General features: G+C 40.9%; 16 protein-coding genes. 1 reads left to right on the forward strand and 15 read right to left on the reverse strand.

The features are described 5' to 3' along the window. Positions 1-31: 31 nt before the first annotated feature. The 7 genes from BUB77_RS03030 to mtaB form a co-directional block, all read right to left on the reverse strand. The gene (locus BUB77_RS03030) at positions 32-586 is read right to left on the reverse strand and encodes an endolytic transglycosylase MltG (protein ID WP_073272751.1); all 555 of its coding nucleotides are present in this window, start codon (positions 584-586) and stop codon (positions 32-34) included. Positions 587-679: 93 nt separating this feature from the next. Then, positions 680-2353 (reverse strand): ribonuclease J, encoded by a 1674-nt coding sequence (locus tag BUB77_RS03035; protein WP_073272753.1) that lies wholly within the window; start codon positions 2351-2353, stop codon positions 680-682. Positions 2354-2440: 87 nt separating this feature from the next. Beyond that, entirely contained in the window at positions 2441-2902 is a 462-nt protein-coding gene (locus BUB77_RS03040) for a Fur family transcriptional regulator (RefSeq protein ID WP_073272755.1), read from the reverse strand. Between the two features lie 156 nt (positions 2903-3058). Next, positions 3059-3334, reverse strand: coding sequence for a DUF1292 domain-containing protein (locus BUB77_RS03045; RefSeq protein ID WP_073272756.1), 276 nt, complete (start codon positions 3332-3334; stop codon positions 3059-3061). 27 nt (positions 3335-3361) lie between these two features. Then, entirely contained in the window at positions 3362-3808 is a 447-nt protein-coding gene (gene ruvX, locus BUB77_RS03050) for a Holliday junction resolvase RuvX (protein WP_073272998.1), read from the reverse strand. A gap of 94 nt (positions 3809-3902) precedes the next feature. Beyond that, positions 3903-4163 (reverse strand): IreB family regulatory phosphoprotein, encoded by a 261-nt coding sequence (locus BUB77_RS03055; protein WP_073272757.1) that lies wholly within the window; start codon positions 4161-4163, stop codon positions 3903-3905. Positions 4164-4236: 73 nt separating this feature from the next. Continuing rightward, positions 4237-5592 carry a tRNA (N(6)-L-threonylcarbamoyladenosine(37)-C(2))-methylthiotransferase MtaB gene (mtaB, locus tag BUB77_RS03060; RefSeq protein ID WP_084123877.1) on the reverse strand — a complete coding sequence of 452 codons (1356 nt, stop codon included), beginning with the start codon at positions 5590-5592 and terminating at the stop codon, positions 4237-4239. 193 nt (positions 5593-5785) lie between these two features. Between mtaB and BUB77_RS03065 the strand changes: the two genes are divergently transcribed. Beyond that, positions 5786-6019 carry an HPr family phosphocarrier protein gene (locus BUB77_RS03065; protein ID WP_073272758.1) on the forward strand — a complete coding sequence of 78 codons (234 nt, stop codon included), beginning with the start codon at positions 5786-5788 and terminating at the stop codon, positions 6017-6019. 383 nt (positions 6020-6402) lie between these two features. Here BUB77_RS03065 and thiI read toward each other — a convergent pair whose 3' ends face one another. The 8 genes from thiI to hrcA form a co-directional block, all read right to left on the reverse strand. Beyond that, the gene (gene thiI, locus BUB77_RS03070; RefSeq protein ID WP_073272760.1) at positions 6403-7578 is read right to left on the reverse strand and encodes a tRNA uracil 4-sulfurtransferase ThiI; all 1176 of its coding nucleotides are present in this window, start codon (positions 7576-7578) and stop codon (positions 6403-6405) included. Positions 7579-7757: 179 nt separating this feature from the next. Beyond that, positions 7758-8918: a cysteine desulfurase family protein gene (locus tag BUB77_RS03075; protein ID WP_073272761.1), complete on the reverse strand. Its 1161-nt coding sequence runs from the start codon at positions 8916-8918 to the stop codon at positions 7758-7760. A gap of 65 nt (positions 8919-8983) precedes the next feature. Then, positions 8984-9730: a 16S rRNA (uracil(1498)-N(3))-methyltransferase gene (locus tag BUB77_RS03080; RefSeq protein WP_073272762.1), complete on the reverse strand. Its 747-nt coding sequence runs from the start codon at positions 9728-9730 to the stop codon at positions 8984-8986. 69 nt (positions 9731-9799) lie between these two features. Continuing rightward, positions 9800-10753, reverse strand: a complete 954-nt coding sequence (gene prmA / locus BUB77_RS03085; protein ID WP_073272764.1) for a 50S ribosomal protein L11 methyltransferase — start codon at positions 10751-10753, stop codon at positions 9800-9802. Positions 10754-10795: 42 nt separating this feature from the next. Beyond that, positions 10796-11947 carry a molecular chaperone DnaJ gene (gene dnaJ, locus BUB77_RS03090; RefSeq protein ID WP_073272765.1) on the reverse strand — a complete coding sequence of 384 codons (1152 nt, stop codon included), beginning with the start codon at positions 11945-11947 and terminating at the stop codon, positions 10796-10798. Between the two features lie 180 nt (positions 11948-12127). Next, positions 12128-13993, reverse strand: a complete 1866-nt coding sequence (gene dnaK, locus BUB77_RS03095; protein WP_073272767.1) for a molecular chaperone DnaK — start codon at positions 13991-13993, stop codon at positions 12128-12130. Positions 13994-14098: 105 nt separating this feature from the next. After that, complete coding sequence (gene grpE / locus BUB77_RS29330; RefSeq protein WP_139241087.1) at positions 14099-14782, reverse strand: nucleotide exchange factor GrpE; 684 nt, start codon at positions 14780-14782, stop codon at positions 14099-14101. A gap of 24 nt (positions 14783-14806) precedes the next feature. After that, entirely contained in the window at positions 14807-15838 is a 1032-nt protein-coding gene (hrcA, locus tag BUB77_RS29335; protein ID WP_139241088.1) for a heat-inducible transcriptional repressor HrcA, read from the reverse strand. Positions 15839-15907: the final 69 nt, after the last annotated feature.

The following is a 15907-nucleotide window of genomic DNA, read 5'->3' on the forward strand; positions in this document are numbered from 1 at the left end:
CCGCTTACAGCTTTTTATTTCTTATTGTAATTTACTGCCCTGCGCCCTTGTCTTTTGATTCGGTAGTAGATTTTGTTCCGCTCGAATCTTTTGTTCCCTTCGAATCTTTTGTTCCCTTTGAATCTTTTGTACCGCCTGAGCTCTTGGTACTTTCCGTGCCCTGGGAGCTTTCTTTCCCGTCCGTGCCCTCTGCTTTTTCATCAGAGCTTGGTACTGACAGCACATTAAAGATTTCATCGTAGGTCATAGAAGTATTTAATTTATAGGTTCCGGGCATCAGATTATATTTTTTAAGCTTTGCTTTTATGAAAAAGGAATACTTGTTAACGATAATACCGTTTACCTCCAGCTTGCTGGCGATATTCATTGTGGATTCCCCTTTTTTGATCTCTATGGTAGAATCATGACCGGGAGCCTCTGAAGCCGTTACCTTTCCAAATACCTGATACCCAAAATCATGTGCCATACCACTTATTTTAACCAAGAGTATGATTACGATGGTATAAAATAAAATGTTCAAGAGAATCTTCAATATGGTGCTTATTACCTTCAAAGCAACACGTGAAGAGGTTGATCTTACCGCCATACGAACTGTCTCCTTTATTCTTAAGAAGTAAACCAGCTGTCAATTGCCCTGCAAAAACGGCCTTACGGAACAGCTTACCTGCTATAAGATTTCCTAGTTAACCTCCATAATGATGGGAAGTATCATAGGATTACGTTTTGTCTTCTTCCATAAGTAATCACTTAAGGAATCTTTGATTTCATTCTTCATCTTGCCCCAGTCCGTTGTATTTTTGCTAAGGCATTTTTCCAAAGCATCACTTACAACATTTCTGGCTTCATCCATGAGGTTTTCAGATTCTCTTACGTAAACAAAGCCTCTGGATACAATGTCAGGACCCGAAAGCACCTGATTTGTATACTTTTCAAGGGTTACTACTACAATCAGCAATCCATTCTCGGACAAATGCTGCCTGTCACGAAGAACAATATTTCCAACATCCCCAACTCCAAGTCCATCTACAAAGATTCCCTGTGCCGGTACCTTACCAATAACACCTGCGTGCTCCTCGGAAAGTTCCAATACATCACCGGAGGATATGACAAAGATATTATCTTTCGGTATTCCCATGTTCTGGGCCAATTCCTTATGCTTAATCAGATGCCTGTATTCACCGTGAATGGGTATTGAATATTTGGGCTTGGTAAGGGCATAAATAAGCTTAATTTCTTCCTGGCAGGCATGACCGGAAACATGGGTATCCTGAAAGATTACCTTAGCGCCCTTCATGGATAATTCATTGATTACCTTAAATACCGATTTCTCATTTCCCGGAATAGGGGTTGAACTGAATATTACCGTATCGCCCGGTTTGATAGACACCTTCTTATGAATGGACGCTGCCATTCTGGGAAGCGCAGCCATTACTTCTCCCTGGCTTCCGGTAGTAATTAATACAATCTTCTCATCAGGATAACTCTTCATTTGCTCAATATCTATCATGATATTGTTTGGCATCGTGATGTAGCCAAGCTCAGTAGCAGTTGCAATAATATTTACCATGCTTCTTCCTTCAACCACTACTTTTCTTCCGTATTTCTCCGCAGAATTTACAATCTGCTGAATACGGTCTACGTTAGAAGCAAAAGTTGCTACAATAATGCGGTTTTTATTATTTTCCGCAAAGATATTGTCAAAGGTTTTACCAACCGTCCTTTCTGACATGGTATAGCCTGGTCTTTCCACATTTGTACTTTCACACAAAAGAGCCAATACACCTTTTTTACCAAGCTCGGCAAAACGGGGTAAATCAATGGTACTTCCAAATACCGGGGTATAATCCACTTTAAAGTCTCCGGTATGAACAATAATTCCGGCGGGAGTAAAGATAGCAAGAGAAGCTGCATCCGCAATACTGTGGTTCGTACGGATAAATTCTATACGAAAGCACCCCAGATTAATGGACTGGCCATATTTTATAACCTTTCTCTTTGTGGATTTTAACAGATTATGCTCTTTTAATTTATTTTCTATAATACCAATAGTAAGCTTTGTTGCGTAAATAGGTACGTTTACCTCTTTTAATACATAGGGCAGGGATCCGATATGATCCTCATGTCCATGGGTTATTACAAACCCTTTTACCTTACTTATGTTTTCTTTCAGATAGGTTACATCGGGTATTACCAGGTCAATTCCAAGCATTTCATCTTCCGGAAAAGACAACCCACAATCCACTACAATGATACTGTCCTCATATTCAAAGGCAGTAATATTCATTCCTATCTGTTCCAATCCGCCTAAAGGGATAACCTTAACTCCCTTTTTATTTGTGTTTTCTTCTTTCAAACAATGCACCTCCAATGGTTAGTTATGTAATAAAGTCCATTATATTTAAAGTGCACAGAGTATTTAATCAGATTTGATTTAACAGGATTATTCTTTTTTTCTTTCAGCAGCACAGTCTTTGCAATAACCGTACATCTTAACCTCATGATCAACCACCTCAAAGCCCATGGTCTTTTGTATCTGGTTCTCCAGAGTATCGAGTAAATCGCCCTGGAAGGTCAATACATTGCCACAGCCCAGACAAATCAGGTGATGGTGGTGATGAGCTTTCTTTTCCTCATCCATATTTCCGATTTCGTACCGGACAAAGCCATCTCCTAAATTCAGTTTATCAATAAGGTTTAATTCAGCTAATAATTGAATTGTTCTGTATACCGTAGCTAATCCAATATCAGGATTTTTCTCTCTTACGATTTCATAAATCTCTTCAGCTGTTAAATGCTTATCCGGCCTCAATTCTAAAGCTTCCAATATATCAACTCGCTGCGTGGTAACCTTAAGGCCTTTTTCTTTTAACAGCATTTTAAACCGATCTTTTTTATCAGGCATTTCCAATCACCTTTCCGCTTCCATCGATAAGTAATAATATCACTGAAAACCTGTAATCCAACTAAATATTTGCACCTTTATATCATTTTCATTACATTCTTTTTTAATTCATTTTTTTCTGGTAAAAATCAGCCCCAGGCATGATAATACCGTTAATTATGATTCGAATTCAACATCCTCTAACAGCTCTTCAAAGATATCTGCTATCAGATTCAATTCTTCATCTTCTTCTACTATAGTGTACAGGGAGGCTTCGTCTCCCTCGGCAGACATATCTTTTAAGATATATGCTACACCGTCATCTCCCTCACCCTGTGAGTCAGTTACCAATAAATAGGTATACCCATTCAATTTGGTCTGTTCAATGACATGAAATATGACTTCTTCATTATCTTCCGTAATAAAGGTCACTTGATTTTTTTGTTCTTCCATTCTATGGCTCCTATTGTACCTTAAATGCTAGTCAGGCAGATTAACCTTGGCTTTGTTGCTAAGATAATTCAGATAACCCTGAAGTATCAAAACGGCAGCAAGCTTATCAACTACAGCTTTTCTGTCTTCTCTTCTTACATTGCCAAGTATTAAGGTCTGGCTGGCTGCTACTGTGGTAAGCCTTTCATCCCAGAGTATTACGGTCAGGCCGGTTCTTCTCTCAAGCATCACTTTGAACTCTTCCGACTTCACAGCACGCTCTCCAATGGTATTGTTCATATTCTTCGGGTAGCCCAAAACAATACGCTCGACATTATATTCCTTAATCAATTCTTCTATTCTGGCTAAGGTTTGTCTTAATTTATTTTCCTGTTTACGGTTAATCGTTTCAATACCTTGTGCTGTTATTAACAGCTCATCGCTGATTGCAACTCCTACAGTTACAGAGCCGTAATCCAATCCCATAATTCTCATATTGTAAAAATTCATTATACATACAAACGGTATAATAATCCTTCCTGCTTAAAGTATGCCCCTATTGCTCCAATAAGCACAGGGTCCCTGATATTTATTTCAGATTGCGGTCAATATAGTCGTTTAGTAACTGTTCCAGAATTTCATCACGCTCTACTTTCATAATCAAACTCCTGGCACCCTTATGATTGGTTATGTAGGTAGGGTCTCCGGACATGATGTATCCTACTATTTGATTTACCGGATTATAGCCCTTTTCCGTCATGGCTGTATATACGGTAGAAATAATCTCTCGTACGGATATCTCATTTTCTTTTTGAACCTTAAAAAACTGCGTATTATTCATCTCCTGCATAACTTCACGTCCTTTACTGATACTGTTTCGCACAATGTATTTACTTATATATTAATATAAAACGGAACAAATTTCAATCCATACTTTCACAAATCATCATTTCTTTGTTAAGAAATTCCTTTACTGCCACGAAAAGTATATTATTTGCCAGGTTTTCCTCTGATTTCACCGCCAGCTTTAAATACCTTTCATTGTGCCCGGTCTGGTACTTTATACCGTCAATTTCGACCTCTTCCTCCACCAGGAGCCGTTCTGTTCTCCCAATAAAAAGCTTTCGGTAGTTCTTTGCCATCTCCTCTTCCAGAGACAGGAGTATATTGCTGCGCTCCGCTTTCATTTCTTCTTTTACCTGCTCCGGCATAAGAGCAGCTTTAGTGCCCTTTCTTGGAGAAAATTTAAATATATGCATTTGAGAAAAGTCTATCTTTTGTAAGAATTCCTTTGTCTGCTGGAATTCCTCCTCCGTCTCTCCCGGAAAGCCGACGATAACATCTGTTGTAATTGCCGGATTTTCAAAATATCTTCTAATCAGGCAGCATTTCTCATAGTACTCTCCTGTGGTATATTTCCGGTTCATCCGCTCCAAGGTCCTGTCACAGCCGCTTTGTAAGGATAAATGAAAATGCGGGCAGAAGGTTCTTAAAGCTGCCAGTCCCTTTACAAAGTCTTCCGTAACAATCCTAGGCTCCAATGACCCAAGCCTGATTCTTTCAAGTCCTTCCAAGGCATCAAGTTCTGTTATCAAATCCAGAAGATGGTGATTTTCACTGATACTGATATTGTCAATATCGATGCCATAAGAAGAAAGGTGAATTCCGGTCAGGACAATTTCTTTATAGCCCCTGTCCACCAGGTGTTTTGCTTCCTTCATTATTGACTCTGTGCCACGGCTTCTGACTCTTCCTCTGGCATAAGGTATGATACAGTAGGAACAAAACTGATTACAGCCATCCTGTATTTTAATATAGGCTCTGGTCTTCTCAGATATATCTGCAATTTCCAGTTCTTCATAGGCAAGCGGTTTTGAGACATCTATGATACTATCTATAGTATTGTCATCAATATAAGCTTTTAGTATTTTTATAATATCTTTTTTTCTATTATTTCCGACCACTATATCAATTGCTTCGTCTTCTTTCAGCTGTTCCCCGGCTGCCTGGGCATAACAGCCCACTGCCATAACAATAGCATCTTCATTCATTTTTCTGGCTTTATGCAGCATCTGGCGTGATTTTCTGTCTGCTATATTGGTTACGGTACAGGTATTCACCACATAAACATCTGCTTTTTCATGAAATTCAACTACCTGGAAGCCGTCTTCTTCAAATAACTTTTTTATTCCCTCTGTCTCATAGGAATTCACCTTACAGCCCAGTGTAAGAAAAGCCGCTGTCTTAAGTTTATCATCCCTGTTCATCTGAATTTCCATTCATATCCTTTCCTGTCTTGTAAATCGAGAAGCATAGGGCCTGTATATTCTGGTTCTTAGTGCAATCTGCCCTCGTCCATGCTTTTTTTTATTTACTTTGTATATTGACTTTTAAAACCCGAAATTGTAGTATATATGTGTAATAAAGATAGGTGATTATCCTAGCAAAATCTATAATAAAGGAGGAGTTACAATGAAAACTGTTAAAATCTCTCTTAATTCAATTGATAAGGTTAAATCCTTTGTAAATGATGTCACAAAGTTTGATTCTGATTTTGATTTAGTATCTGGTAGATACGTAATCGATGCAAAATCAATCATGGGTATTTTCAGTTTGGATTTATCCAAGCCCATCGATTTAAATATTCATAGCGAAGATAGCGTAGAAAAGATTCTTAGTATTTTAAATCCTTATATCGTTGAATAACGAAAGGTCAAGGGTTACTTAATGGGGATACGTAATTTGTATCCTCTTTTTTATTTCATTTCAGAGGCTGCTGTGCGGTAATTGCAAAGGATAGAAAAAGGCCCTGATCTTCCTAATTGCACTGTCAAAAAACATATATGGTGTCTTAATTCCAGTGTAAGGGATAATCATGGAACCTCTTCCATCCGGATTACCTAAAGTATGGCGGTCCTTCTTTTCTATCGCTGCAATTTCTGTAACTCCAATTTCTGAAACTCCAATATCTACAAATTCAAAATTTATAAATTCAGTTTCTATGGAATTAATTTCAATTGCTTCAATTTTATTACTTCTATTTTACTGCTTTAAATTATATTCCTTTAATTATTATAATTTTTATTCTTTTAATAAATCATTATTATCTCATCGGTTTCCAGGGCTGTCTTTGTTAATTCTTCAATCTTTTCTTCCAACGATCTTTCCGAATGGCGGATTACCTTTAGGCTGGGCTTTGTTACAGGATGCTTTGCCACAAATATGGTACAGCAATCCTCAAAAGGCAGAATAGAAGTCTCATAGGTATTGATTTTTTCCGAGATGTCTACTATTTCCTGCTTATCGAAGGCAATTAGCGGACGGTATACCGGCATGGTGCAGACCTCATTGGTAGATGCCAGACTGTGGAGGGTCTGACTGGCAACCTGTCCGATACTCTCTCCGGTTATCAGTCCAAGGCAGCCTGCTTCCTCTGCTATGGCCTGTGCAATCCGCATCATATAACGCCTCATAATGATGGTAAGCTCTTCATGAGGGCATTTTTCATAAATATACAGCTGAATATCCGTAAAGTTAATAACATGAAGTTTTATAGGGCCTGTATAGCGTGATATAAGCTTTGCCAGGTCCACGACCTTTTGCTTTGCCCGTTCACTGGTATAGGGGGGTGCATGGAAATATACGGCATCTATGGCAACTCCTCTTTTGGCAACCATATATCCAGCAACAGGACTGTCAATCCCTCCGGAAAGCAAAAGCATTGCTTTACCGCTTGTTCCTACAGGCATTCCTCCAGGGCCCTGAATGACCTCGGAATAAACATAGGAGCGTGTTCTCACTTCAACCATAATACGAACCAGGGGATTATGAACATCCACCTTAAGCTCAGAAAAGCGGTCCAAAAGATAACCTCCCATGTCCACACACATCTCAGGTGTTGTAAGTGGGTAGTTCTTATCTGCTCTTTTAGCCTCCATCTTGAAGGTAAAATTCCTGTCAGGGTATCTTTCTTCCACATAGTCACCCACAGCTGTTTTCAGCTGTTCCCAGTCAATGGTATCCACTATCATGACCGGGCATATCCATGCTATTCCAAAGACTCTTTTAAGGGCCTCTACCGTTTCCTCATAGTCATAATCATCCGGGCATTCTACATAGATTCTCCCCTGCTCCTTGGTTACCAGAAAGTTGCCGAGCTCTTTCAGGGCATTTTTAATCTGGTCCCTTAAGGCATTTTCAAACAGATACCTGTTCTTGCCTTTAATGCCAATTTCCGCATATTTTATCAAAAATGCTTTGTACATAAATCCTCTTTCTATCCGGTCTTGTTGGATATTCCTATTCCAGTTGCATCGGATATTCTTATTCTGAGTTAAACGTATATTTTTACTCTGATGTTACCAGTTATTCTTACTATGATTTTACCTGTTATTTTTAATCTGAGTTTGCCAAATATTAGTTCTGCAGCTACGCCTCTTAAATACTACCGCCTGCTGTATTTACGCAAAACCGGAACCAGTTCCTTTAATATTTCGACTGTTCTGGTGATTTCTTCTCTGGTCGTAAATCCTGAAAAGCTGAACCGAAGAGTGGAGTCCAAAAGGTCTTTTTGGATTCCCACCGCCTTTAAGGTCCCGCTAAGTCCCGGATGATTGGAAGCACAGGCTGAGCCTGCCGAAACATACACCCCTTTATCCTCCAAAGCGTGGAGCAGCACCTCACTCTTAATTCCTTCAAAGCTGACACTTAAAATATGAGGAGCCGTATCCTTTATATTCTCTCCGATACAATTCACAGAGGTCCCCTCTATCTCCCCTACCTGGGAAATAAAGTACTCTTTTATCTCATAGAGCTTCCGGATTCTTTCTTCCAAATCCGAAAAGCATTCTTTCACTGCCTGTCCAAGTCCTGCGATTCCGGGAACATTTTCCGTGCCGGAACGCATTCCTTTTTGCTGCCCTCCTCCAAAGAGGACGGGCTTTATCTTAACCTTGCTGTTTACATACAAAAAGCCAACTCCTTTTGGCCCATGTATTTTATGTCCGCTGGCAGACAGAAGGTCTATTCCTTCCCTTGCCGGGTAAATTCTGTATTTACCAAAGGCCTGTATGGCATCTGCATGTATATAAACAGAAGGATTTTTTTCCTTGATTTTACGGCTCAGTTCACTTAGCTGCAGAACAGAACCCACTTCATTATTGACATACATAAGAGAAACCAGTATCGTGTCCTCACATACCGCTTCCAGCAATTCCTCTTCCTTTATTCTTCCCAGGGAATCTACCGGTATGTAGCTTACCCGGTATCCGTTCTCCTCCAGGAATAGCAGGGGGTTATGTACTGACGGATGCTCTATGACAGTTGTGATAATGTGGTTTCCCTTTCTTTTCAGGGCCAGTGCCGTTCCTATAATTGCCAGATTGTTGCTTTCCGTTCCTCCGGAGGTAAAAATTATCTCCTTGGGTTCTGCCTTTAGATTCTTTGCTATGATTTCTGCTGCTTCTTTCACATACCTCTCAGCCTTCACTCCCATTCCATGCATGGAAGAAGGATTCCCATAGTCAGAATCCAGGGTTTCCGACACGATTCTTCTAACAGAATCATAGGGTCTTGTGGTAGCAGCATTATCCAAATAAATTTCCATCTCTATCCTCTTTTCATCAGGCAAAGTTTTCTATTACAGGCAAAGGTTTTCTTATGCAGACGCCGTTATTCTTCACTTTCCATTTTCATCATTAAGAGTGAAAGTGCTGTAAGTCCGGCTGTCTCCGTTCTTAATATCCTTTTTCCCAGAGTAATGGGAATAAAGCCATTAAGCTTTGCTTCCTGTACTTCTTTTTCCTCAAAGCCCCCTTCGGGACCTATAAAAACCCCGACATTATCTGTCGGATTTATTTTATCCAGGGTCTCTCTTGTGAAAGGAATCCCTCTTTCATTTTCATAAGGCAGCAGCTTCACGTCCAAAGCTTTTGCATACTCCAGCGCTTTCTTAAACCCGTGAACTTCTGTGACTCTTGGTATAATACCTCTTCCGGACTGTTTTGCGGCACTGACCGATATAGCCTGCCATCTCTCCAGCTTTTTCAGCTCTTTTTTGGCGTCTTCCAGCCTAACAACCGTTCTGTTTGTCATCACCGGTATAATCTCATACACGCCAAGCTCTACGGCCTTCTGTATGATTAATTCCATTTTATCTTTTTTGGGCAGTCCTTGAAAGAGGAATATTTTTCCTCTCAGTTCAGTTCCGGTAGCCTTTTCCTCTTCTATGGAAAAGACCACCATATCATTTCGTATTTCAAGCACACTGCAATAATAATCTTTCCCTTCGCCGTTGCACAGGACAGCCTTTTCTCCTGTTTTCATCCGAAGGACATTCTTTATATGGTTGACATCTTCTCCTGTCAGATTGATACTTCCATTTTGTATTTGATTATTCTGTATATAAAAACGGTGCATTTTCTATCATAACCTTTCCTCAAAAAGGATCTTTCTAAATTTATATCGGCGTATACCGGTTTTGAACCCTTACTTTCTCGCTATGACAGAAACCCAGTCACCCATTTCCTCCACTGCCAATATGTCAAAGCCATTTCCTTTTACAGCAGCCAAAACCCGCTCTTTCTTTGTATTGATAATACCGGAGCTGATAAAGAGCCCGCCGGGCTTTAAATGCACACCGATTTTTCCGGACAGGGGAATTATGATATCTGCCAGAATATTGGCTACGGCAATATCATATTTTTCCATTCCTACGGTTTCCTTTAAGCTCTCATCGGACATGATATCTCCGCTTAAGAAGGCTGCCTTTTCCCCGGATATCTTATTCACGCCCCTATTTTCTATGGAAGCCTCCACAGCATGGGGGTCAATATCCGTTCCAAGAACCTTTTCAGCTCCAAGCTTCGATGCAATGATGGAAAGGATACCGCTGCCGCTCCCCACATCCAGCACCTGCATACCGGGAGTCAGGTATTTCTTAAGAGCCAGAATGCAAAGCTTGGTAGTCTCATGGGAGCCGGTGCCAAAGGAAGTGCCCGGATCCAATTCGATTACGATATCTCCTTCTTTTTTGTCTGTAAGCTCTTCCCAGGTGGGCTTTATAACAATGTTATCATCTAAACGAAAGGGTTTAAAATAGGCTTTCCAGTTGTTGATCCAGTCCACATCCTCTGTTTCGGATATTTCAATTTCACCGGAGCCGGTGTCGACAAATTGGGACAGCTCTTTCAGTCCCTCTTTCACAGACTGAATGACCTCTTCCTTATTATCCTCTTCCTCCAGATAAAAGCTGATGAAAGCCTCCTTATTGTCTGTATCAAGTTCCGGAAGGATATCTATAAACAATTCTCTTCGTTCTTTTTCGGTTATCGGTACATTGTCTTTGATCTCAATGCCCTCAATTCCTAAGTCCATTAACATATCACTTACCAGTTCAACCGCTTCTGTTAAGGTCTTAAGAGTAAGTTTTACCCATTTCATACCATTTCTCCTGACTGCCTGAATGTTCTCTTATGGGAAGTATTATTTATCTTTTCCAAAAAGTTTTCTCTTTCCTTTTTCCTTATCCGGCTCATGGTTTTCTGCTTCCACTTTTCCCTCCATGGAATCCTCCAGCTTTTGCAAAAGCTCCTTCTGCTCGGAGGTAAGTTTCATCGGGACCTGAACCACAAGGGTTACATAATGGTCACCTCTGACCTGCTTATTACGCAGTGTTGGAATTCCCTTTCCGCGAAGTCTTACCTTGGTATCGGTCTGTGTTCCCGGCTTTACGTTGTAGAGGACATCTCCGTCAACGGTACTGATTTTAACATCACCGCCCAAAGCTGCCTTGGCAAAGGATATCGGTGCTGTTGAGAAGATATCGTATTCCTGTCTCTGGAATATCGGATGACGGGATACGGTAACCTCTACCAATAAATCGCCCCGCTCTCCGCCGTTAGTACCCGGCTCACCCTTTTCTCTGATACGGATGCTCTGGCCGTTATCAATACCGGCAGGTATGGATACCTGTATCTTCTTCTTTCTGGTTACATATCCGCTTCCATAGCATACGCTGCATTTATCCTTAATAACCTTACCTGTTCCATTACAATCGGGGCAGGTCTGTACATTTCGAACCATTCCGAACAAAGACTGCTGGGTATATACCACCTGGCCCTTGCCGCCGCACTTCTTACAGGTCTCCGTACTGGTTCCGGGCTTTGCTCCGGTTCCATGACAGGTAGTACATTCTTCTTTCAGGTTCAGGTCCAGCTCCTTATCCGTTCCGGTTACCGCTTCTTCAAAGGTAATTCTTACACCTGCACGGACATTGGGTCCTTTCATAGGTCCATTACTGGTTCTTCTGCTTCTGCCGCCGCCAAATAAATCACCAAAGATATCCCCAAAGATATCTCCCATATCCATATTATTAAAATCAAATCCGCCTGCTCCGCCGGCACCACCTTCAAAGGCAGAGTGTCCGAACTGGTCGTACTGCCTTCTCTTATCGGCATCACTTAAAACAGCATAGGCTTCCGAGGCTTCTTTAAATTTAACCTCTGCCTCTTTATCTCCCGGATTAGCATCGGGATGGTATTTTTTTGCAAGCTGCCTGTATGCTTTCTTTATTTCATCATCCGTTGCAGTCCTGGAAATCCCCAGCACTTCGTAATAATCACGTTTATCTGCCATACTATGTCCATCCTCCTAAAACCTTAAAGCGTTATTCTCTATATTGAGAAATAGGCAGTCCTTCGACTGCCTATTGTAATTTATCTGCATTTTCACCTGATTCGACAAGTCAAATCATATTTTAATGAATTATCCTACAATCGTCAAGCAAAAACTTTAGCAAATATCTAATCACTGTATTTATACTTCTTTGTAGTCACCGTCAACTACATCGTCGCCGTAAGTGTTTCCGGCATTTTGTGCACCATCCTGTGCTCCTGACATATCAGGTGCCGGGCCTCCCTGTGACTGCTCATACAGTTTTGCAAATAAAGCCTGAGCGCTTTCCATTAATTTTTCCTTGGCAGCCTTGATATCCTCAACTTCACCATCAGACATAACTTCCGGATTGGATTTCTGGATTAAATCTTTTAAGTGATTTAAGTCAGCTTCAACCTTTGTCTTGTCGTCTGCATTAATCTTGTCACCGACCTCGGTCAATGCCTTTTCTGTCTGGAACACCATGGAATCTGCGTCATTTCTGACTTCTACGGCTTCCTTACGCTTCTTATCCTGTGCTTCATATTCAGCAGCTTCCTTCACTGCCTTATCGATATCTGAATCAGAAAGATTGGAGCCGCCTGTAATTGTGATGTGCTGTTCTCTTCCTGTTCCCAGGTCCTTTGCGGATACATTTAAGATACCATTGGCATCAATATCAAAGGTAACTTCAATCTGAGGAATTCCTCTTCTTGCAGGGGGAATTCCATCCAGACGGAATTGTCCAAGGCTCTTGTTGTCTTTGGCAAACTGTCTTTCACCCTGTACAATATTGATATCAACTGCGCTCTGGTTATCGGAGGCTGTTGAGAACACCTGGCTCTTCTTGGTAGGAATGGTTGTATTTCTCTCAATTAATCTGGTAGCTACACCGCCCATTGTCTCAATACTTAAGGACAGAGGAGTTACATCCAGGAGAAGGATATCTCCCGCACCGGCATCTCCGGCTAACTTACCTCCCTGAATGGAAGCACCGATAGCAACACATTCATCAGGATTTAAGGTTTTGGAAGGTTCCTGGCCTGTTAACTGTCTAACCTTATCCTGAACGGCAGGTATACGTGTGGAACCGCCTACCAGGAGCACCTTCTTAAGCTCGGAAGATGTAAGTCCGGCATCTCTTAAGGCGTTCTGAACAGGAACGGTAGTTCTTTCTACCAGGTCATGTGTCAGTTCATCAAATTTCGCTCTGGTCAGGTTCAGGTCAAAATGCTTAGGGCCTTCTGCCGTTGCTGTAATAAAGGGCAGGTTTATATTGGTAGTAGTTGCAGAGGATAATTCCTTCTTCGCCTTTTCTGCAGCTTCTCTTAATCTCTGAAGTGCCATCTTATCAAGGCTTAAGTCAACACCTTCTGCTTTCTTGAATTCGTCAATCATATATCTGGTGATTCTTTCATCGAAATCATCACCGCCTAATCTGTTATCACCGGAAGTAGCCAATACTTCGATTACACCATCACCGATTTCAATGATGGATACATCGAAGGTACCGCCGCCCAAGTCATATACCATGATTTTCTGCTCATGCTCGTTATCAAGACCATAAGCTAAGGCTGCTGCAGTAGGCTCGTTGATAATTCTCTTAACATCAAGTCCTGCAATTTTTCCTGCATCCTTTGTTGCCTGTCTCTGAGCATCGTTAAAGTAAGCAGGTACGGTAATAACGGCTTCTGTTACTTTCTCACCTAAATAGCTTTCTGCATCTGCCTTTAACTTCTGAAGAATCATAGCAGATATTTCCTGAGGTGTGTACTTCTTGTCATCAATAGAAACCTTGAAATCTGTTCCCATATGTCTCTTTATAGAAGAAATTGTTTTATCTGAATTGGTAACAGCCTGACGCTTTGCAGACTCACCAACTAATCTTTCTCCTGTTTTTGTGAAAGCAACTACGGAGGGAGTTGTTCTTGCTCCTTCGGTATTTGCGATAACGACGGGTTTACCGCCTTCCATTACTGCAACACATGAGTTTGTGGTACCTAAATCGATTCCTATTATTTTACCCATGATTTGTTCCTCCTTCTATCAATAAGTGTTTGCTTTTATTATGTTTATTAATCTTTCTATTTATGAAAGTGAATCTGTGTGGATTCGCTTAAATAAGCTGTTGCTTTAATTTACGACCTTAACCATACTATGTCTTACTACGGTGTCTCTGTAGGTGTAACCCTTCTGGAATTCCTCCGCTACCAGGTTCTCTCCCTGCTCCGGATCTTCGGCATGCATCACGGCATTATGGAAATTCGGATCAAAAGGCTTCCCAACGGCATCAATAGGCTTTAATCCTGCATCGGAGAGGGCTGCGAACATCTGCTTGTAAATCTTTTCAATTCCCTGTGCAAAAGCGCTTTCCCTTTCTTCTTCCGATATGGCACCAAGGCCACGCTCGAAATTATCGATAACCGGGAGAATCTTCTCAATAATATCCCTTGCGCCGATTTCAAACATCTGGGTCTTTTCTCTTTCGGAGCGCTTTCTGAAATTATCAAATTCCGCCATGTTACGGATCAGTCTGTCATTTAATTCCTCTATTTTCAGGTCTTTTTTATCCTTCTTCTCTTTTTTGTCTTTACGGAAGAAAGATTTGCCGGATTTCTGATCATCCTTCGGTGTATCTTCCGCATCCTCATCCTCGGAATTTTCTTCTTCTGCCATCTCTATATCAGATTCTTCGAGAGGGGTATCAAGAGTTTTATCTCCTCTGACCTCTTTCGTTTCCTCAGTGCTTGCCTCTGGATCCGCTTTGATATCTTTTTCCTTTACGGTTTCATCCATTGAATTCTTTTTATCTTCCACTTACTTAAACCACCTTTCCTTCTGTTAGGTTTTTTTCTTAAATATATCGTCCAATTGCCCCATTAGGGTATGCAATATATTTACAACTCTTTCGTAGTCCATACGCTTCGGTCCAATAATGCCTATCTTTCCGTAAACGCCCTCTTCTATCTCATAGGTTGCTGTAACCACGGAACAGTCTTTCATAGCCTGTATAGGAGTTTCACTGCCAATGTAGACCTGAATTTCACCGGACTCCGAAGGATCCAGTGTATTGTTGATCATTTCCGAAAGCTGATCCTTTTCTTCCAGTGTATCAATCAGCTCCATTACCTTGTCTACATTACTTAATTCCGGGTATTTTAAAATATTAGTGGCACCGCTGGTATAGATTTCTACTTCTTCTTCCTCACTGATGGCTTCTGCCACCGCATCCAATATATTACTTACCAGCCAGTTATAGTTTCCTGCCTGTTCCTTCATCTTTTGTATCAGGGACATGGTTATCTCTGCCAGGTCCAGTCCTTGAAGGAAAGTGTTAAATACAATGTTTAACTTTAATATAATTTCTTTATCCAGACAATCTGTAACTTCAATAATCTTATTTTTAATAACATTACCCTCTATGAGGATAACAGCTAAAATATGTGTGGTATCCACCTCGGTAAGCTGGATAAACTTGACTTTTTTACTGCGGTACTGAGGCTTCGTTACCAATGTGGTGTAATTTGTATTATCTGCCAGAAGTCTTGCCACCTGCTTTAGCAGTTGGTCCAATTTACCGGCTTTCTCCAGAATCAGTTCCTTCATATCCTCAACTTCGTGGGTCTTATCTTCCAGCAGCGTATCTACATATAAGCGGTAGCCTTTATCTGAAGGGATACGTCCGGCAGAGGTGTGGGGCTGCAATATATACCCTAATTCCTCTAAATCTGCCATCTCATTACGTATGGTTGCTGAGCTGAGATTCAAATCGGTGAACTTTGAAATGGTTCTTGAACCCACCGGTTCTCCTGTCTCCAGATAATTGCGGATAATAGCTTGTAATATCTTCAATTTTCTTTCGTCCAGTTCCATTGAATCCCTCCTGCTCTTTGATTGTTAGCACTCACTCAGGTAGAGTGCTAATATCTTTATACATAAAAT

This window comes from Anaerocolumna jejuensis DSM 15929 (assembly GCF_900142215.1).
In the GTDB taxonomy this organism is placed as follows: domain Bacteria; phylum Bacillota; class Clostridia; order Lachnospirales; family Lachnospiraceae; genus Anaerocolumna; species Anaerocolumna jejuensis.